Origin of the sequence: Streptomyces sp. NBC_00503, from assembly GCF_036346895.1 — a bacterium.
In the GTDB taxonomy this organism is placed as follows: Bacteria; Actinomycetota; Actinomycetes; order Streptomycetales; family Streptomycetaceae; genus Streptomyces.
Window position 1 is genome coordinate 5,329,627 of sequence record NZ_CP107855.1, and the last position, 17,797, is coordinate 5,347,423.

At 71.9% G+C, this 17,797-nt stretch carries 20 protein-coding genes; 10 read left to right on the plus strand and 10 right to left on the minus strand.

Features of this window, described 5'->3' with window-relative positions:
• Positions 1 to 84: 84 nt before the first annotated feature.
• Entirely contained in the window at positions 85 to 501 is a 417-nt protein-coding gene (locus OG490_RS24835; protein WP_330298486.1) for a Fur family transcriptional regulator, read from the minus strand.
• 149 nt (positions 502 to 650) lie between these two features.
• Between OG490_RS24835 and OG490_RS24840 the strand changes: the two genes are divergently transcribed.
• Positions 651 to 2,105, plus strand: a complete 1,455-nt coding sequence (locus OG490_RS24840; protein ID WP_330298487.1) for a catalase — start codon at positions 651 to 653, stop codon at positions 2,103 to 2,105.
• Positions 2,106 to 2,183: 78 nt separating this feature from the next.
• Here OG490_RS24840 and OG490_RS24845 read toward each other — a convergent pair whose 3' ends face one another.
• Both OG490_RS24845 and hisN read right to left on the minus strand, forming a co-directional pair.
• On the minus strand, positions 2,184 to 2,579 hold the full coding sequence (locus OG490_RS24845) for a CBS domain-containing protein (protein ID WP_330298488.1): 396 nt from the start codon (positions 2,577 to 2,579) through the stop codon (positions 2,184 to 2,186).
• Between the two features lie 148 nt (positions 2,580 to 2,727).
• Positions 2,728 to 3,531, minus strand: a complete 804-nt coding sequence (gene hisN, locus OG490_RS24850) for a histidinol-phosphatase (RefSeq protein WP_330298489.1) — start codon at positions 3,529 to 3,531, stop codon at positions 2,728 to 2,730.
• 137 nt (positions 3,532 to 3,668) lie between these two features.
• Here hisN and OG490_RS24855 point away from each other — a divergent pair, with 137 nt between their 5' ends.
• The gene (locus OG490_RS24855) at positions 3,669 to 4,277 is read left to right on the plus strand and encodes a TetR/AcrR family transcriptional regulator (protein ID WP_330301055.1); all 609 of its coding nucleotides are present in this window, start codon (positions 3,669 to 3,671) and stop codon (positions 4,275 to 4,277) included.
• Here OG490_RS24855 and OG490_RS24860 read toward each other — a convergent pair.
• The 4 genes from OG490_RS24860 to OG490_RS24875 form a co-directional block, all read right to left on the minus strand.
• On the minus strand, positions 4,243 to 4,566 hold the full coding sequence (locus OG490_RS24860; RefSeq protein ID WP_330298490.1) for a DMT family transporter: 324 nt from the start codon (positions 4,564 to 4,566) through the stop codon (positions 4,243 to 4,245). The genes OG490_RS24855 and OG490_RS24860 overlap by 35 nt on opposite strands.
• 110 nt (positions 4,567 to 4,676) lie before the next feature.
• Positions 4,677 to 5,687 carry a ribosome small subunit-dependent GTPase A gene (gene rsgA, locus OG490_RS24865; RefSeq protein ID WP_330298491.1) on the minus strand — a complete coding sequence of 337 codons (1,011 nt, stop codon included), beginning with the start codon at positions 5,685 to 5,687 and terminating at the stop codon, positions 4,677 to 4,679.
• 8 nt (positions 5,688 to 5,695) lie between these two features.
• Entirely contained in the window at positions 5,696 to 7,048 is a 1,353-nt protein-coding gene (aroA, locus tag OG490_RS24870; protein ID WP_330298492.1) for a 3-phosphoshikimate 1-carboxyvinyltransferase, read from the minus strand.
• A 100-nt stretch (positions 7,049 to 7,148) separates the two neighbouring features.
• Positions 7,149 to 7,862, minus strand: a complete 714-nt coding sequence (locus OG490_RS24875; protein WP_330298493.1) for a M50 family metallopeptidase — start codon at positions 7,860 to 7,862, stop codon at positions 7,149 to 7,151.
• Between the two features lie 53 nt (positions 7,863 to 7,915).
• Between OG490_RS24875 and OG490_RS24880 the strand changes: the two genes are divergently transcribed.
• From OG490_RS24880 to def, 8 genes are all read left to right on the plus strand, one after another.
• Positions 7,916 to 8,731 (plus strand): SOS response-associated peptidase, encoded by an 816-nt coding sequence (locus OG490_RS24880; RefSeq protein WP_330298494.1) that lies wholly within the window; start codon positions 7,916 to 7,918, stop codon positions 8,729 to 8,731.
• Between the two features lie 24 nt (positions 8,732 to 8,755).
• Positions 8,756 to 9,415 (plus strand): alpha/beta hydrolase family protein, encoded by a 660-nt coding sequence (locus OG490_RS24885; RefSeq protein ID WP_330298495.1) that lies wholly within the window; start codon positions 8,756 to 8,758, stop codon positions 9,413 to 9,415.
• A gap of 265 nt (positions 9,416 to 9,680) precedes the next feature.
• Positions 9,681 to 10,325, plus strand: coding sequence for a sigma-70 family RNA polymerase sigma factor (locus OG490_RS24890; RefSeq protein WP_008741505.1), 645 nt, complete (start codon positions 9,681 to 9,683; stop codon positions 10,323 to 10,325).
• On the plus strand, positions 10,322 to 10,669 hold the full coding sequence (rsrA, locus tag OG490_RS24895) for a mycothiol system anti-sigma-R factor (protein WP_330298496.1): 348 nt from the start codon (positions 10,322 to 10,324) through the stop codon (positions 10,667 to 10,669). The genes OG490_RS24890 and rsrA overlap by 4 nt, the downstream gene beginning before the upstream one ends.
• 232 nt (positions 10,670 to 10,901) lie before the next feature.
• On the plus strand, positions 10,902 to 12,470 hold the full coding sequence (locus OG490_RS24900) for an HD-GYP domain-containing protein (RefSeq protein WP_330298497.1): 1,569 nt from the start codon (positions 10,902 to 10,904) through the stop codon (positions 12,468 to 12,470).
• Positions 12,467 to 13,726 (plus strand): HD-GYP domain-containing protein, encoded by a 1,260-nt coding sequence (locus tag OG490_RS24905; RefSeq protein WP_330298498.1) that lies wholly within the window; start codon positions 12,467 to 12,469, stop codon positions 13,724 to 13,726. Before OG490_RS24900 ends, OG490_RS24905 begins: the two co-directional genes overlap by 4 nt.
• Before the next feature lie 127 nt (positions 13,727 to 13,853).
• On the plus strand, positions 13,854 to 14,861 hold the full coding sequence (locus tag OG490_RS24910; RefSeq protein ID WP_330298499.1) for a tetratricopeptide repeat protein: 1,008 nt from the start codon (positions 13,854 to 13,856) through the stop codon (positions 14,859 to 14,861).
• 73 nt (positions 14,862 to 14,934) lie between these two features.
• Entirely contained in the window at positions 14,935 to 15,579 is a 645-nt protein-coding gene (def, locus tag OG490_RS24915; RefSeq protein WP_330298500.1) for a peptide deformylase, read from the plus strand.
• A gap of 9 nt (positions 15,580 to 15,588) precedes the next feature.
• Here def and OG490_RS24920 read toward each other — a convergent pair whose 3' ends face one another.
• From OG490_RS24920 to OG490_RS24930, 3 genes are all read right to left on the minus strand, one after another.
• Positions 15,589 to 16,569: a helix-turn-helix domain-containing protein gene (locus OG490_RS24920; RefSeq protein ID WP_330298501.1), complete on the minus strand. Its 981-nt coding sequence runs from the start codon at positions 16,567 to 16,569 to the stop codon at positions 15,589 to 15,591.
• A gap of 129 nt (positions 16,570 to 16,698) precedes the next feature.
• Positions 16,699 to 17,157, minus strand: coding sequence for a DUF3703 domain-containing protein (locus tag OG490_RS24925; protein ID WP_330298502.1), 459 nt, complete (start codon positions 17,155 to 17,157; stop codon positions 16,699 to 16,701).
• Positions 17,158 to 17,204: 47 nt separating this feature from the next.
• A complete protein-coding gene (locus OG490_RS24930; protein ID WP_330298503.1) occupies positions 17,205 to 17,750 on the minus strand; it encodes a helix-turn-helix domain-containing protein in 546 nt (181 codons plus the stop codon).
• Positions 17,751 to 17,797: the final 47 nt, after the last annotated feature.

A 17,797-nucleotide genomic window follows, 5' to 3' on the forward strand; every position in this document is an offset into this window, starting at 1 on the left:
CCATGGATCCGGGCCTTCAGTCGTTTCCGGTTGCCAAGGCAGCAAAAAGGCCGGGGGCTCGATGAGCCCCCGGCCTTTCGGGTTCTACGCCGCCGCGCAGTTCGGGCAGACCCCGCGGTACGTCACCTCGACCGCCGACACCACGAAGCCGAAGCGCTCCGTGTCCGGCAGGTCGGCCAGCGGGTTGCCCGCCGGGTGGACGTCGCGGATCGCGCCGCACTGGGCGCACACCAGGTGCTGGTGGGGGCGGTGGGCGTTCGGGTCGTACCGCTTGGCGCGCCGGTCCGTGGAAACCTCCAGGACCTCGCCAAGGGTCACGAGCTCGCCCAGGGTGTTGTAGACGGTGGCGCGGGAGATCTCCGGCAGCCTGGCCACCGCGCGTGCGTGCACCTCGTCGGCCGTCAGGTGAACGTGGTCACCGTCGAGCACCTCGGCCACGACACGCCGCTGAGCGGTCATGCGCCATCCGCGTCCGCGAAGTCGTTCCAGCAGGTCACTCATAGACGCCAGCCTAACAGCGAGGGGATTCGGTGTAACTCCCGAATCTGTGTCGACTTGGATGCTTACTTGACTTAGACAAAGTCCATCGTAGGATCGGTTACGTTAGGGCGCAGGACAGGTTTGCAGCAAATTTACGCAGGAGGCGCATAGTGACGACGCAGGGACCGCTCACCACGGAAGCAGGGGCTCCGGTCGCTGACAACCAGAACAGCGAGACCGCCGGCATCGGCGGACCCGTTCTGGTCCAGGACCAGCTGCTGCTGGAGAAGCTCGCGCACTTCAACCGTGAGCGCATCCCGGAGCGCGTCGTCCACGCCCGCGGCGCCGGTGCGTACGGCACCTTCACGCTCACCCGTGACGTCTCGCAGTGGACCCGGGCGAAGTTCCTGTCCGAGGTCGGCAAGGAGACCGAGACCTTCCTGCGCTTCTCCACCGTCGCGGGCAACCTCGGCTCCGCCGACGCCGTGCGCGACCCCCGCGGCTGGGCGCTGAAGTTCTACACCGAAGAGGGCAACTACGACCTCGTCGGCAACAACACCCCGGTGTTCTTCATCAAGGACGCCATCAAGTTCCCCGACTTCATCCACACCCAGAAGCGCGACCCGTACACGGGCTCGCAGGAGGCGGACAACGTCTGGGACTTCTGGGGTCTGTCGCCCGAGTCCACCCACCAGGTGACCTGGCTCTTCGGTGACCGCGGCATCCCGGCGACCTACCGCCACATGAACGGCTACGGCTCGCACACGTTCCAGTGGAACAACGAGGCCGGCGAGGTCTTCTGGGTCAAGTACCACTTCAAGACCGACCAGGGCATCAAGAACCTCACCCAGGCCGAGGCCAACCAGCTCGCCGGTGAGGACCCCGACTCGCACCAGCGCGACCTGCGCGAGTCCATCGAGCGCGGCGAGTTCCCGTCCTGGACCGTCCAGGTCCAGATCATGCCGGCGGCCGAGGCGGCCGAGTACCGCTTCAACCCGTTCGACCTCACCAAGGTGTGGCCGCACGAGGACTACCCGCCGATCGAGATCGGCAAGCTGGAGCTCAACCGCAACCCGGAGAACGTCTTCGCCGAGGTCGAGCAGTCGATCTTCTCCCCGGCGCACTTCGTCCCCGGCATCGGTCCGTCCCCGGACAAGATGCTCCAGGGCCGTCTCTTCGGCTACGGCGACGCCCACCGCTACCGCGTCGGCATCAACGCCGACCACCTGCCGGTGAACCGTCCGCACGCCACCGAGGCGCGCACCAACTCCCGTGACGGCTACCTCTACGACGGCCGCCACGCGGGCGCGAAGAACTACGAGCCCAACAGCTTCGGCGGCCCGCACCAGACGGACCGTCCGCTGTGGGTCTCCTCCGCCGTCACCGGTGGCACGGGCAACCACGCCGCGCCCTCGCACTCCGAGGACACGGACTTCGTCCAGGCGGGCAACCTCTACCGCCTGTACTCGGAGGACGAGAAGGCCCGTCTGATCGAGAACCTCTCCGGCTTCATCGCCAAGGTCTCCCGTGACGACATCGTCGAGCGCGCGATCAACAACTTCCGCCAGGCGGACGGCGACTTCGGCAAGCGTCTGGAAGCCGCGGTCCAGGCCCTCCGCGGCTAGTTTTGACCGCTTGTCGTTGCAGGCCGACGGGCCGGTGCCCCCGAAAAGGGGCGCCGGCCCGTCGGCCGTTCGCGTCTCCTAGGCGGGTACGGCGCTGCGTCGGGCCGGCGCCCAGCAGCGGATGACGTCCTTCACGGACACGATGCCCACGGGCCCGCCGTGCTCCAGCACGATCAGATGCCGGAAGCCGCCGTGCGCCATCGCCTCGGCGGCTTCCTGCACGCTGGCGTCCGGGGTGCAGAACACCACGTTGTTGGTGGTGTGGGCGCCCACGAACTCCCGGTCGGGATCGTGTCCCGCGCCGAGTGAGTTGAGGATGTCGCGCTCGGTCAGGATGCCGATGCCGCTGTGCTCGGGATCGAGGACGACGGCCGCGCCGACGCGCCGGCCGGACATCAGGCAGGCCGCCTGACGCAGGGTGTGAGTGGGTCCGAGGGTGAGGATCACGGTACTCATGGCGTCACGGACGAACATGAAGAGAGCCACCTCCTGGTGAGTCCCTCCGCTTGGGTGGGGTGCGCCGTGGAAGCCCGCACTTAGAGAAGGCCTTCACAAGCGCACAAGCGGAGGAGTCCCAGATTCCCATGGACACGGAGTGTCATCAAGAGGGCGCGCTACGGAATCAGTCGCGCGGGCGAAGGAGGTCCAGCATCTCCTCGTGCAGCAGCCCGTTCGAGGCCGCCGCGTTCCCGCCGTGTACGCCGTCCACCCCGTCCAGGGCGGTGAAGCGGCCGCCGGCCTCCTCGACCACGACGGCCAGGGCCGCCATGTCCCACAGGTTCAGCTCCGGCTCGGCGCACAGGTCGAGGGAGCCCTCGGCGACCATCATGTACGGCCAGAAATCGCCGTAGCCGCGGGTGCGCCAGCACGCGCGGGTCAGCTCCAGGAAGCCGGGGAGCCGCCCCTGCTCCTCCCAGCCGCTCAGCGAGGAGTAGGCGAACGAGGCGTCACCCAGGGTGGCCACCTTCGAGACGCCGAGCGCCGTGGTCCCGCCCAGTGCGCCCCCCGCGTACGCGCCCAGGCCGCGCGCCGCCCACCAGCGGCGGCCGAGGGCCGGAGCGGAGACCACGCCGACGACGGGACGGAAGACCCCGTCGGCGCCCTCCTCCATGAGGGAGATCAGCGTGGCCCAGACCGGGACGCCGCGCACGTAGTTCTTCGTACCGTCGATCGGGTCCACGACCCAGCGGCGCGGGCCCTCGCCCTTGAGGCCGTACTCCTCGCCCAGGATGGCGTCGGAGGGCCGCGCGGCCGCGATCCCGGCGCGGATGATCTCCTCGGTGGCGGTGTCGGCCTCGCTCACCGGGGTCATGTCGGGCTTCGTCTCGACCTTCAGGTCGAGGGCGCGGAACCGCTCCATCGTGGCGGCGTCCGCCGCGTCGGCGAGTTCGAGGGCAAGGCGCAGGTCATCGTCATACTCGGGCATGCCCGAACAGTACCGACGTGGCCGGAACCGGGCGAGCGGCGTCCACGGGAGCACCCCGGGCGTCCCACTGCACCCTTGACAGTTCCTGTCGGTCCGTCAACTCTGACTCTGACGGAGACGTCAAAGGGGGAGCAATGGTGCCGACGGCCCGGGAGTCCTTGCTGGAAGCGGCGGGAGCGGCGCTCTCCGCGCGCCCCTGGCCTGCCGTGCGGATGGTCGACGTGGCGGCCGTGGCCGGGGTGTCCCGGCAGACCCTCTACAACGAGTTCGCGGGCAAGACGGGCCTGGGCCACGCCCTGGTCCGGCGCGACGCCGCCTGGTACCTCGACGGGGTGGACCGGGCCCTGGCCTCCCCGAGGCCCTGCGCCGCCCGTCTCGCGGAGGTCGCGGAGTGGACCGTGACGGCCTCGCACGCGCGTCCCCTCGTACGGGCCCTGCTGACGGGCTGCTGGAACGGGAACTTACCCGTGCCGGCCGGCCGCGGGGTCCGGCCGGGGCTGCCGGCGCTCGGGCCCGCCGAACTGCTCCGCTCCGTGCGCGAGCGGGCCGACGCCGCCTTCGCCCCGGCGGAGTCCGAATGGGCGCAGCGCTGCGAGCTGGCCGTCCGGCTCGCGATGTCCTACCTGGTCGCCCCGGCCGAACCGCCGGGTCCGGGCTCCCTCGAACTGCTGCGGCTGTTCAACGGGGCGGGCCGCGGCGCCGAGCAGGGCTTCAGTGGGTCGAGCCCGACAGCTGAAGGCCGATGACGCCGAGGATGACCAGCGAGATCGAGACGAGTTTGAGGGTGGAGACCAGGTCGCCGAGGAAGACCATGCCGTAGATGGCGGTCCCGGCGGCCCCGATGCCCGTCCACACCGCGTACGCCGGACCCACGTCCAGCTTCTTCAGGGCCAGCGTCAGCAGGCCGAAGCTGCCGAGCGCGAAGCACGCGAAGGCGATGGTCGGCCACAGCCGGGTGAATCCGTGCGACAGCTTGAGGCAGACCGCGAAGCCCGTTTCCAGGATTCCGGCGACCACGACCAACAGCCACGCCATGGCGCATGCCTCCCCGCGTCACGTGGCGCGCCCGCGGCCTCGGCCGCCACGCCACTCGATGCGATTATGCATTGACCGGATTTGTCGCACGGCAAACCCCGCCGGGCCGATCAGTCGCCCTCGCGCCGCTCCCGGGTCTGCAGCAGCCGTCGCAGCGAGTACAGCCGTGCCGGGTCCGCGTGACCGTCCTCCACCCACTTGTCGAGCGCGCAGTCCTGCTCGTCGTGGCTGCACGCGCGCGGACACCCCTCCGTCCCGGGCACCAGCTCCGGGAAGGCCAGGATCACCCGGGACGGGTCCACGTGGTGCAGGCCGAACGAGCGCACGCCCGGGGTGTCGATGACCCAGCCGTCGGCGCCCGGCAGCGGCAGCGCCAGCGCCGAGGTGGTGGTGTGCCGGCCCCGGCCGGTCACCGAGTTCACCACTCCGGTGGCGCGCTGGCGGCCCTCGGCGACCAGCGAGTTCACCAGCGTGGTCTTGCCCACGCCCGAATGGCCGACGAAGGCGGTGATCCGGCCGTTGAGGTGCTCGCGCACCCGCTCGGCCGCGTCGCCCGTCGCCAGCTCGTCCCGGTTGGTGACCACGTAGTTCAGGCCGAAGGTCGAGTAGATCTCCAGGATCTTGTCGGCCGAGGTCAGGTCGGACTTGGTGAGCACCAGCAGGGGCTCCAGACCGGCGTCGTACGCGGCCACCAGGCAGCGGTCGATCATCCGGGGCCGCGGCTCCGGATCGGCCAGCGCCGTGACGATGGCCAGCTGGTCCGCGTTGGCGACGACCACCCGCTCGTACGGGTCGTCGTCGTCGGCCGTGCGCCGCAGGACGGACTTGCGCTCCTCGATCCGCACGATGCGGGCCAGGGTGTCCTTCTTGCCGGACAGGTCACCGACGATCCAGACCCGGTCGCCGACCACCGCCGCCTTGCGGCCCAGCTCGCGGGCCTTCATGGCGTGCACCGGGCGGTCCTCGACCAGGCAGGTGAGCCGGCCCCGGTCGACGGTCAGGACGAAGCCCTCGGCCGCGTCCTCGTGCTTGGGGCGGATGGTCGTACGGGGCCGGTTGCCCTTGGGGTTGGGCCGCTGGCGGATGTCGTCCTCGTCGGTGTTCTTGCCGTACCTGCGCATGGCGGGCCCTACGCTCCCGCTCCCGAAGGTTCCTGGCCGAGCATGTCGGCCCACATCTTGGGGAAGTCCGGCAGGGTCTTCGCGGTCGTCGCCACGTTCTCGATGAGCACGTCCGGCACCGCCAGGCCGATGATCGCGCCCGCGGTGGCCATCCGGTGGTCGTCGTACGTGTGGAACGTGCCGCCGCGCAGCGGGCGCGGCCGGATCCGCAGACCGTCCCCGGTCTCCGTGACGTCGCCGCCCAGCCCGTTGATCTCCTTGGTCAGCGCCGCCAGCCGGTCCGTCTCGTGCATCCGCAGGTGCGCCACTCCGCGCAGCACCGACTCGGAGTCCGCCAGCGCGGCGACCGCCGCGATGCCCGGGGTCAGCTCGCCGACCTCGCTCAGGTCCACGTCGATGCCGTGGATCTTGCCGGTGCCGGTGAAGACCAGGCCCGCGTCGGTCAGCTCGCAGGAGCCGCCCATGTCGGTGAAGATCCGGCGCAGCGCGTCACCGGGCTGCGTGGTGCGGCGCGGCCAGTCGCGGATGGTGACCGTACCGCCCGTGATCAGGGCCGCCGCCAGGAACGGCTGGGCGTTGGAGAGGTCGGGCTCGACGATCAGGTCGCGGCCGAGCAGGGCGCCGGGGGCCACCCGCCAGACGTTCTTCTCGCCGCCGGACTCGGGGGTGTCCACCTGGACGCCCGCCGCGCGCAGCATCTCCACCGTCATCCGGATGTGCGGCATGGACGGCAGGTTGGTGCCCACGTGCCGGACCTCGACGCCCTGGTTGAAGCGCGGGGCGGAGAGCAGCAGCGCGGAGACGAACTGCGAGGAGTTGCTCGCGTCGATCTCGACGGTGCCGCCCTCCAGGGCCCCACCGCCCTGGACGGTCAGCGGCAGCGCGCCGCGGCCGTCGTCGTCGATGCGGGCGCCGAGCGTGCGCAGGGCGGTGATGACCTGGCCGAGGGGGCGCTCGTAGGAGCGCGGGTCGCCGTCGAAGCGGATGTCGCCGGTGGCGAGGGTGGCGACGGGCGGCAGGAAGCGCATGACGGTGCCCGCGTTGCCGACGTCCACGGTGGCCGGGCCGTGCAGGGCGGCCGGGATGATCCGCCAGGCCTCGCCGCTGTCGCCCTCGCCGGCGGAGCTGGAGGAGACGGTCTCCTCGATACCCACGCCCAGCGCGCGCAGGGCGTCGGACATCAGCTGGGAGTCGCGCGAGCGCAGCGGGCGGCGGACCCAGCCCGGCTCGGAGGCCAGCGCCGCGAGCACCAGGGCGCGGTTGGTGACCGACTTGGACCCGGGCACGGTGACGGTGGCCTGGACGGCTGAGTCGGCGGTCGGGGCGGGCCAGAGGGCGTGGAGCGCGGGGGTCTCGGTCATGCCCCCACTTTAGTGGCTTCCCATGGCAACAGATCTTGATCGCGAGGCCGTCTCGCGGGGCGGACGGCCCAGGGTGCGCAATCGGTCCCAGCGCAATCGGTCACAGCGCCAGCAGCCAGCGGCCGCCGCCGACGAGCGAGCAGAGCGCGACCACGTGGAAGAGGAGCAGCCACACCACCGGGTGCAGATGGGTGAGGCGGCCCAGCTGGTCCGCGTCCGAATCGGGGGCCCCGCCGTGCCTGCGCTTGGCCCCCAGCTCGAAGACCGGCCGGACCCCGCCCAGCAGCAGGAACCACACCACGGCGTAGGCGAAGACCGCCTGGACGTCGGCCGGGGCCAGCCAGGAGACCAGGACGAAGGTGGCGCCCGTCAGCACCACCGTCAGCAGCCCGTACGCGTTGCGGATCATCACCAGCATCGCCGCGAGCAGGGCGGTCGCCGCCCACAGCAGCAGCGTGATCCGGTGCGCGGAGAGCAGCGCCGCCCCGCCGAGGCCGAGCAGGGAGGGGGCCGTGTATCCGGCGGCGGCGGTGAGGATCATGCCGATGCCGGTGGGCCTGCCGCGGCTGACGGTGACCCCGCTGGTGTCCGAGTGCAGCCGGATCCCGTCCAGGCGCCGCCCGGTCAGCAGGGCGAGCAGCCCGTGGCCGCCCTCGTGCGCGATGGTGATCGCGTTGCGCGAGAGCCGCCAGAGCGGGCGCGGTCCCACGGCGGCCAGGGCCGCCAGTCCGCAAGCGATCACCAGCCACTGGCCGGGTGCGGTCTGTATGCCTGTGAGCCGGTCCCAGAGGCCGGCCGTGGTGCTGCTGAACATGAGGTGGCGGACTCCTTGCGGTGGCGATCGGGGGCCATGGCAGTGTGGCAGCCATGTGCGGAAGGTATGCAGCGAGCAGTGGGCCCGAGGACCTGGTGGAGGTCTTCGGGGTGGAGCGGTGGGAGCCCGAGGAGGCGTTGGCCGCCGACTGGAACGTGGCCCCGACGAAAGAGGTCCACGTGATCCTCGACCGTCCACTGAAAGACGCCGGGAGCCCGCGTCCGGTTCGCCAGATGAGGGTCCTGAAATGGGGACTCGTCCCGTCCTGGGCCCAGAACCCCGAGGGGGCGGCCCGGATGATCAACGCCCGCTCCGAGACCGTCGCAGAGAAGCCCTCCTTCCGCCGCCCCTTCGCGCAGCGCCGCTGCATCATCCCGGCGGACGGCTACTACGAGTGGGTCACCGCCCACGACGAGCGGCAGCTGGAGGTCGAGGGCAAGAAGAAGCGGGCCCGCAAACAGCCCTACTTCGTCCTGCCCGCCGACGGCACCGTCTTCGCCATGGCGGGGATCTACGAGTTCTGGCGCGACCGGACCCTGCCCGACGAGCACCCGCTCGCCTGGTGGGCCACCTGCTCGGTGCTCACCGCGGAGGCCGAGACCGGACCGCTGGCCGTGGCCCCGGCCGAGGGGCCGCGCTCGCTCGCCGAGATCCACCCCCGGATGCCGCTGATGCTCACCCCCGACCGGTGGGACGCCTGGCTGGACCCGGCGCGCACCGACACCGACGAGCTCCAGGCCCTGCTCGCCCCGCCGCCCGGCGGGCTGATGCGCGCCTACCCGGTGTCCACGGCCGTGAGCAACGTCCGCAACAACGGGCCCGAACTGCTGGAGGAGCTGGCCGCGCCGGAGGAGAGCACGCTCTTCTGAGGCGCCCCCGGGCAGGATGGGCCCATGAGCACGCGTACCGAGAGCGTCGAGACCCCGGCCGGCGAGGCCCGCATCACCTGGCACCCGGCCCCGGCGGGCGGCGCCCGCCTGGTGCTCGCGCTGGGCCACGGGGCCGGCGGCGGGATCGAGGCCCGGGACCTCCAGGCCCTGGCCGCCGCCCTGCCCGCCCACGGGATCACCGTGGCGCTGGTGGAACAGCCCTGGCGGGTCGCCGGGAAGAAGGTCGCCGCCGCGCCCAAGGTGCTGGACGAGGGCTGGCGCGCCCTGTGGCCCGCCCTCGCGAAGCCGGGGCTGCCCGTGGTCGCGGGCGGCCGCAGCGCCGGGGCCCGGGTGGCCTGCCGGACCGCCACCGAGCTCGGCGCCGCCGGGGTGCTGGCGCTGGCCTTCCCGCTGCACCCGCCGGGCCGGCCGGAGAAGTCCCGGGCCGAGGAGCTGCTGGGCGCCGGTGTGGCGACGCTGGTGCTCCAGGGCGGCCGCGACCCCTTCGGGCGTCCCGAGGAGTTCCCGGGGCGGGGCGCGCGCGAAGCCCCGTACGAACTGGTGGAAGTGGCCTTCGCAGACCACGGCTTCGCCGTGCCGAAGAAGGCAGGCTCGACCCAGGAGGAGGCCCTGGAGGTGATCACCGGGGCGGTGGCCGGGTGGCTCGGACGGCTCCCGGTCTGACATTGGCCCGAAACCGGCGCCCTGCGGGGAATGCGCCGCCCGGCCCTTCTGTTGTCCCGGATGTCGGAACGCACGGCAACGTCGCCAGGAGAGGAAGCGCATGACCCAGGTCATCAGCCACAACCGTCCGCAGGCCGCTGACCTGGACTGGACAGTGCTGCCCGCTCCCAAGCGCGGCAAGCTTCGGGCGGCGGACGACCGGGATGGTCGACTATTCTCCGATTCGAGCGGGTCCGCTTTCGGAGTCGCCACGCAGTCGGAGGAGGTGGGTCCTGTCGCCGGGACCGACGAAGGCCACGCGGAGGAGACGACCCCGGAGCGCAACGCGCGCTTCGAGAGGGACGCCCTCGGCTACCTCGACCAGATGTACTCGGCCGCGCTGCGCATGACGCGCAACCCGGCCGACGCCGAGGACCTGGTCCAGGAGACGTACGCGAAGGCATACGCGTCGTTCCACCAGTTCCGTGAGGGCACGAACCTGAAGGCGTGGCTGTACCGCATTCTGACCAACACCTTCATCAACTCCTACCGCAAGAAGCAGCGCGAACCGCAGCGCAGTGCGGCGGAGGAGATCGAGGACTGGCAGCTCGCGCGCGCCGAGTCCCACATGTCGACGGGACTGCGTTCCGCCGAGTCGCAGGCGCTCGATCACCTGCCCGATTCGGATGTGAAGGAAGCCCTCCAGGCCATTCCGGAGGAGTTCCGCATCGCGGTCTATCTCGCCGACGTAGAGGGCTTTGCGTACAAGGAGATCGCGGACATCATGGGTACACCCATCGGTACGGTCATGTCGCGACTGCACCGTGGACGCCGTCAACTCCGCGGAATGCTGGAGGACTATGCCCGCGAGCGCGGGCTCGTCCCGGCCGGCGCGGGAGAGTCGAACGACCTGAAAGGCTCGGGCTCATGAGCTGCGGAGATCCGCACGAGACGGACTGCTCTGAGGTCCTGGACCACCTTTATGAGTTCCTGGACCACGAGATGCCGGACAGCGACTGCACGAAGTTCGAGACGCACTTCGGCGAGTGCAATCCCTGCCTTGAGAAGTACGGCCTCGAACAGGCCGTGAAGAAGCTGGTCAAGCGCTGCTGCGGGTCCGACGACGTGCCGACCGATCTGCGGTCGAAGGTCATGGGACGGATCGAACTGATCCGTTCGGGGCAGGCAGTGCCGGACCACGACATCACGGCCGGTCCGGTCGCGCCCACCGCGTCCTCCGTCGCCGAGCCGATGCCGGGATCCGCGACGGGCTGAAATCGGGGCGGCCCGATTTCCGGCGTTCCCGCTGAGTAGTACCCGATTGAACGATCTCGAACAGCCGCCCCCGGAAGGGCACTTCCTTCACCCGAAGGTGGTAATCCGGGGGCGTCCGCATGGCGCAATGCGAAAATGTGGCCCACCTCGCTCCCGGCCCCACTTATTCTCCCCTTTCGGTACTGGTTTGATTCAGTACCTGGCTTGCACGGCTCAGGGGGAGGAGAGCGCCATGCGGGTACTTCCGCCGATGGCGCGCGCCTACATCGCGTGCGCGGTTCTCGCCGCCGCCGGGTGCGCCGCCCCGGCCCTCGTCGATTCCGCCACTCCGTGGCCCTCCGTCGCGCTGCTCGCCCTGCTCTACCTCGGCTGCGAACTCGTCAAGGTCTGCCCGTTCCTGGGCCCCCGGGTACCCGAAGGGCTCGGCTCCTTCTTCCCCGTGGTGCTGGCCGCCGTGTTCCTGCTGCCGCCCGCCGCCGCCGCGCTCGTCGCACTGCCCGGAGGGCTCGCCGGAACCGTGATGCAGCGGCCCGCCCGGGTACGCCGCGCCTGGCACGCCGCACAGCAGGCGATAGCCGCCTGGACCGCCGGATGGACCTACGGACTGCTCGGCGGACCCGAAGCCGTGGCCGGAGGCCCGCTGCGCGCGACCGGGCCACCGGGCGACACCACCGCCACCTGGATCGCCGACTTCCCCTACGTGATGTTCCCCGCCGCCGCCGCGGCCATCGCCTTCTGCCTGGTGCTCACCGCCCTCGACGGCGGCATCCTGGCCGCCGCCGAACGCCGGCCCGCCGCCACCGCCTGGCGCGGACTGCTCACCCGCTCCCTCGCCCCGCACTGCGTACACGGCCTCGCCGGACTGATGATGGCCGTCATGTGGCGCAGCCCCTACGGGCTCCCGGCCGCGCTGCTCGTCCTGCTGCCGATGTACATCTCCTGCTGGGTCTTCGCCCAGTACCACCGCGAACGCGCCGCCCACCAGGCCACCATCCGGGCCCTGGTCCAGGCCGTCGACATCAAGGACCGCTACACGCGCGGCCACAGCGAACGCGTCGGCCAGGCCTCCGCGATGATCGCCCGCGAACTGGGCATGGGCGAGGACCGCCTCGAAGTCGTCCGCATCGCCGGAATCCTGCACGACGTGGGCAAACTCGGAGTCCCCACCCGACTGTTGCGCAAGGACGGACCGCTGACCCCCGAGGAACGCCGCATCATCGAACTGCACCCCGAATACGGACACGAGATGGTGCGCGGCATCGGCTTCCTCGGTGAAGCCCGCTCCGCGATCCTGCACCACCACGAGCGGGTGGACGGCTCCGGCTACCCCTACGGACTGACCGGAGAACAGATCCCGGTGCTGGCCCGGGTGGTGGCGGTGGCCGACGCCTTCGACGCCATGACCTCGACCCGTTCGTACAGCCGGGCCCGCCCCGTACCCGTCGCGCTGGCCGAGCTCGAACGGTGCGCCGGGGCACAGTTCGACCCCGACATGGTCCGGGCGCTGGGCGACGCCATCGGCCGACAGGGCTGGCACCCGGTGGTCACCTCGGACGAGGACCTCCAGGTGATCCCGGCGAGCAGTCCGGGGCCGGACCCCGCACCCGCGGCGCCGTCGCCGCACCCCGCACCCGCGGCGCCGTCCTCGGACGGGGACCACGAGGACCAGGCGGGTCCCGTGCTCGCCGGGCTCCCCACCCAGACCAAAACCGCCTCGCCGCAGGCCCGGCCCGGCCAGGGCACGGACGGCGCCGACACCGGGGGTCCTCCGTCCGCCCCCGCAGCGGGAGCCACGGCGTGAGGGGCTGGGCCGTCTGGGCCGTGCGGGGGGCCGCCGGGCTGCTGACAGCCGCCGCACTCGCGCACACCCTGTGGAACGGCCTCGTCGAACCGGGCATCGCCCTCGCCTTCGGCACCCTGATCACCATCGGCGAACTCGCCCGCCGCGACCGCGGCGGAGCCGGCCGCCAGCAGCCCGCGCCGCTCGGCTCCGCCGGGGCCCTCGCCTACGCCCTGCTCGGACAGAACGCCGGCCAGACCACCCACCACGGGGTCCTGCAGATCGTCGCCGTCGTCGTCGCGGCCGCCCTCGTCGGGATCGTCCCGCACATCGCCCGGGGCGGCGGCCCCGCCCTGGACCACCTCGCCCGCCGGGTCCTCACCGTCACCTTCGCCGCCGTCTGCTTCCAGCCGCTCTACAACTCCGGCCGACTGGAGGACTGGGTCGGGCAGGGCCCGTACCTCGTCCTCTTCCTGCTCTTCCTGCTCGGCCTCACCGCCCTGTGCGACGCCGTGCTCGCCGCCGTCCTCTCCGGAGCCCGCACCGGCTGGCCCTACGGCCCGCTGCTCCGCGACGAGCTGCGCGCGCAGCTCGGCGTCGGCTCGGCGATCTGCGCCACCGGGGTGGTCATGGCCCTCGGCGTCGCCGTGGCGGGCCTGTGGGCGGTCCCCGTCTTCAGCGTGCCGCTGCTGCTGACACAGATGTCCTTCCACCGGATCACCGCGATCCGCACCACCTACCGCCAGACCATCACCTCCCTCGCCCGCGCCACCGAGATCGCCGGCTACACCCGCCCCGGCCACGCCCGCCGGGTCGCCGCGCTCAGCTGCGCCGTCGGCCGGGAGCTCGGGCTCTCGGAGCGGGAGCTCACGGTGCTGGAGTACGCCGCCCTCATGCACGACATCGGGCAGCTCTCCCTCGTCGACCCGGTCCCGGACGGGGCCACCGCCGAGCTGCCCGCCGCCGAGGCCCGCCGGATCGCCGGGCTGGGCGGGGAGGTGGCCCGCCAGACCGGGGTCCCGGCCGAGGTCGCCGTCGTCGTGGAGCGCCAGGCCGACCCGTACCGCGAGCAGCCCGTCGCCGCCCGGATCGTACGCACGGTCAACGCGTACGACGATCTGGTCGGCGGGGCCCGTCACCCGGGCGGCTCACTGGCGGCCCTGGAGCGGCTCAGGCTGGGCACCGGGCACGACTACCAGCCAGAGGTCGTCGAGTGTCTGGCCAGGGTGCTCGCCCGGGGCGGACGTGCCAGAGTCGTACCCGTCCCGCCTGGGTAACCCATGGGTAATGAGCGGCCGTCCGAGTGGGCATGGTTGGATGCCAGTAAGGGTGTCCCCAGCAAGACTGGTGTGTGGGAGTCCGCAAGGCTGCACCGTTGAATCGTCGGACCGGCAGGCGGGAATCGTGAGGATCTTCGGGAAGGTACGGCATAGGCCCTCCGCCTCGTGGCGGCAGGCCACCGACCGCGCGTTCACGCTGATCGGCGACGGGCGGTACGAGGACGCGGGCGCGCTCCTGACCAGAGCCGCGGACCTGGAGCCCTGGCTTTCGGAGTCCTGGTTCAACCTGGCGCTGCTCCACAAGTTCCGCCACGACTGGGAACAGGCCCGGACCGCCGGGCTGCGCGCCGTGGCCCTCCTCGACCGGGAGACCGGCGCCCCGGACTGGTGGAACGTGGGCATCGCCGCCACCGCGCTCCAGGACTGGCCGCTGGCCCGCCGCGCGTGGCAGGCGTACGGGCTGAAGGTGCCCGGGGACCCGCACGGCGCGGGCGGCGGCGGCCACGCCAACGGCGAACCGGTCGGCATGGAGCTCGGCAGCGCGGCCGTACGGCTCTCTCCCGAGGGCGAGGCCGAGGTGGTCTGGGGCCGCAGGCTGGACCCGGCCCGCATGGAGGTCCTGTCGATCCCGCTGCCCTCCTCGGGGCGGCGCTGGGGCGAGGTCGTCCTGCACGACGGGGTCCCGCACGGCGAGCGTGTCACCGCGGCCGGGCCCTCGTACCCGGTCTTCGACGAGATCGAGCTCTGGGCGCCCTCCCCGGTGCCCACCTGGGTGGTGCTGCTGGAGGCGGCCACCGAGGCCGACCGCAACGCCCTGGAGCAGCTGGCCTCCGACGCCGGCTTCGCCGCCGAGGACTGGTCCTCGTCGGTGCGGCTGCTGTGCCGCACCTGCTCGGAGAGCGCGATGCCGAGCGGCGAGGGCGACGGCGAGCACCTGGACCCGCACGACCACAGCGAACCGGGCCACCCCGGCCCCCTGGGCCACCGCACGACGGGCTCCGGCTCCCTGTGGGTCCCCGAGCGCGAATGCGGCATCGCGGCCCCGGCCGGCCTGGTGCGCGGACTGCTCGACGGATGGGTCGCGGACAGCCCGGACACCCGGGAGTGGCGGGATCTCGAAGAAGTCTGCTGACGGGGGCACGTAGGCTGTACCGGCACATCAGTGACTTGGTGCTCGGCGGACTTACGGAAGGCGTACGGCGGACATGGCGCAGCAGGAGAACGACGTTGTCGGTGTGATCGGTGAGGTGAACGACGGCTACGTCGTCGACACTGAGGACTGTGAGGCGCGCGAGCTCGCCCACCGCGAGCGCGGCACGGCCCGCCCGATCACGGTGGTCGGCAACCCGGTCCTGCACCGGGAGTGCAAGGACGTCACCGAGTTCGGCGACGAGCTGGCGCAGCTGATCGACGACATGTTCGCCAGCCAGAAGGCCGCCGAGGGCGTGGGCCTGGCCGCGAACCAGATCGGCGTGGACGCCAAGGTCTTCGTCTACGACTGCCCCGACGACGACGGCAACCGCCACACGGGCGTCGTGATCAACCCGAAGCTCGTCGAGCTGCCGGCCGCCGCGCGGGTCCTGGACGACTCGAACGAGGGCTGCCTGTCGGTCCCGACCGCGTACGCCTCGCTGGCCCGCCCGGACTACGCCGAGGTCACCGGCCAGGACGCCCAGGGCAACCCGATCAAGGTGCGCGGCACCGGCTACTTCGCGCGCTGCTTGCAGCACGAGACCGACCACCTGTACGGGTACCTGTACATCGACCGGCTCTCGAAGCGGGACCGCAAGGACGCCCTGAAGCAGATGGAAGAGGGCACCCCGCGCTACGAGACGGTCCCGAACGCCTGAGCCGCCCGCCTAAGCCGCTTGCGGCCCCCGGAACGTACGCCGGAAGGCGTTCGGGGTGGTTCCCAGGGTCCGCAGGAAGTGGTGGCGCAGCGCGGGCGCGTTGCCGAAGCCGCTGCGGCCCGCGATCGCGTCGACCGTGTCGTCCGTGGACTCCAGCAGCTCCTGCGCCAGCAGCACCCGCTGGCGCAGGACCCACTGGTACGGGGTGGTCCCCGTCTCCTGCAGGAAGCGGCGGGCGAAGGTGCGCGGCGACATGTGCGCGCGCTCCGCGAGCTGCTCGACCGTGATCTCCTCGTCCAGGTGGCGGGCCATCCAGTCGATCACCTCGCCGACCGTGTCGCAGGACGTGCGGGGGAGCGGGCGCTGGATGTACTGGGCCTGCCCGCCGTCGCGGTGCGGCGGCACCACCATCCGGCGGGCGATGGTGTTGGCCACCTCGGCGCCCTGTTCCTGCCGCACGAGGTGCAGGCACGCGTCGATCCCGGAGGCGGTGCCCGCCGAGGTGATCACCGGGCCCTCGTCCACGTAGAGCACGTCCGGGTCCACCCGCGCCCGGGGGAAGCGGCGGGCCAGGGCCGGGGCGTGCATCCAGTGCGTGGTGCAGCGCCGGTCGTCGAGCAGGCCGGCCGCGCCCAGGATGAAGGCGCCGCTGCACACGCTCAGCAAGCGCGCACCACGGTCCACGGCCCGGCGCAGGGACTCCAGGAAGGGTTCCGGATAGTCGCGGGTGGGGGCCTCCCGGTCGGCGGGCAGACAGATCAGGTCCGCCTCCTCCAGCCGCTCGGGCCCGTAGGGCAGCGTGAGGCCGTAATGGCCGTCCCCGGCGGTGAGCGGATTGTCCTCGATCGCGCACAGGGCGAAATCGTAGGTGGGCAGCCCCATCGCACTGCGGTCGATCCCGAAGACCTCGCAGAAGATGCCCATCTCGAAGGGGGCGACCCCGTTCACCACGGCCACGGCCACGTTGTTCAGCGAGGAAGTCTTCAGCATGAACCCAGTGTGGCAGTAATTCCCTCTCCTATGACAGTCCTGCCACTGTTCGCTTTTCGCCGCACTGGCGAGAGTGGACGCATGACCACATTCCTCGACTTCCTCGTCGTCCTCGCCACAGCCGCCCTCCTACTGGGCCCCGCCCTCTACGGAGCCGCCCGCGACCACCGCCTCGACCGGCAGATCCGTACGGCCCAGCAGGGCCCGCAGGTCCGGCGGGACCGGCATCGGAGTGAGCAGGCCCGCGCTCGTACGCCCCGTATTGCCGTGCGGCACGCGCCCGGTCGCTGACCCGACCCCCGCCACCAGGATCCGCACCACCTGCCCGGCGGCCTCGGCCCGGTCCCGGCAGCGGACCGCGAGGCGGAACATGTGCCAGTGCGCCCGGGTGTGCGGCCAGGCCCAGGCCTGGGACAGGATGTGCGCGCGCTCCAGCGCCGTCCACATGGCCGCCGTATCGGGGACGGCGCCCCGGGCACGGTCCAGCTCGGCTTCGAAGGCCTCGCGCACGGTCTCGGGCATCGCCCGTCGCTTGCCCGTGCACGCGTTCACGCAGGTCCGTACGGACCGCTTCATCAGGTTCGTCATGGGTCAACCCTGCGGCCGGGGCCCCCGCGAGCGCTTGAACGAACCTGCTACGTCCACAGGGTCCGCCGGGTGAACTCCGACGGCGGGATCCCGAACATCCGGCGGCACACCCGGCTCAGGTGGGCCCCGTCGGCGAAGCCCGCACCGTGCGCCGCTTCCGTCACGCTCAGCCCCTGCGTGGTGAGTTCGGCGGCCCGCATCAGGCGCAGCCACAGGACGTACGAGCGGAACGGCAGTCCCAGCTCCGCCCGGAACAGGTGTGAGAGCCGGCTCTCCGACAGCCGCGCCACCCCGGCCGCCTCCGCCAGCCGCACCCGCTCCCGCCCGGGCAGCACGCAGTGGCTTACCCCGGCCGGAATCACGTACGCCCGGGAGCCGAAGGGCTCCCCCGAGGGGCCGGACAGCAGCAGCTCGTCCTCGCCGAGGGTGGCGATGAGCTGCACGGAATGGTGCGCGTGGGCGGACGCGGGCCCCACGGCCCCGCCGTACAACAACCCCCCGGGCCTCAGCCGCGCCCGCCCGGCCCACCCGTCGAGGGTCATCCCGGAGCCGGGAACGGCGAAGCGCCCCCGCCCGGTGCCTTGGTCACCCAAGTCGATCTCCCCATGGGCGGGGACGCTATCAAGCGGTGCTGCCCGGC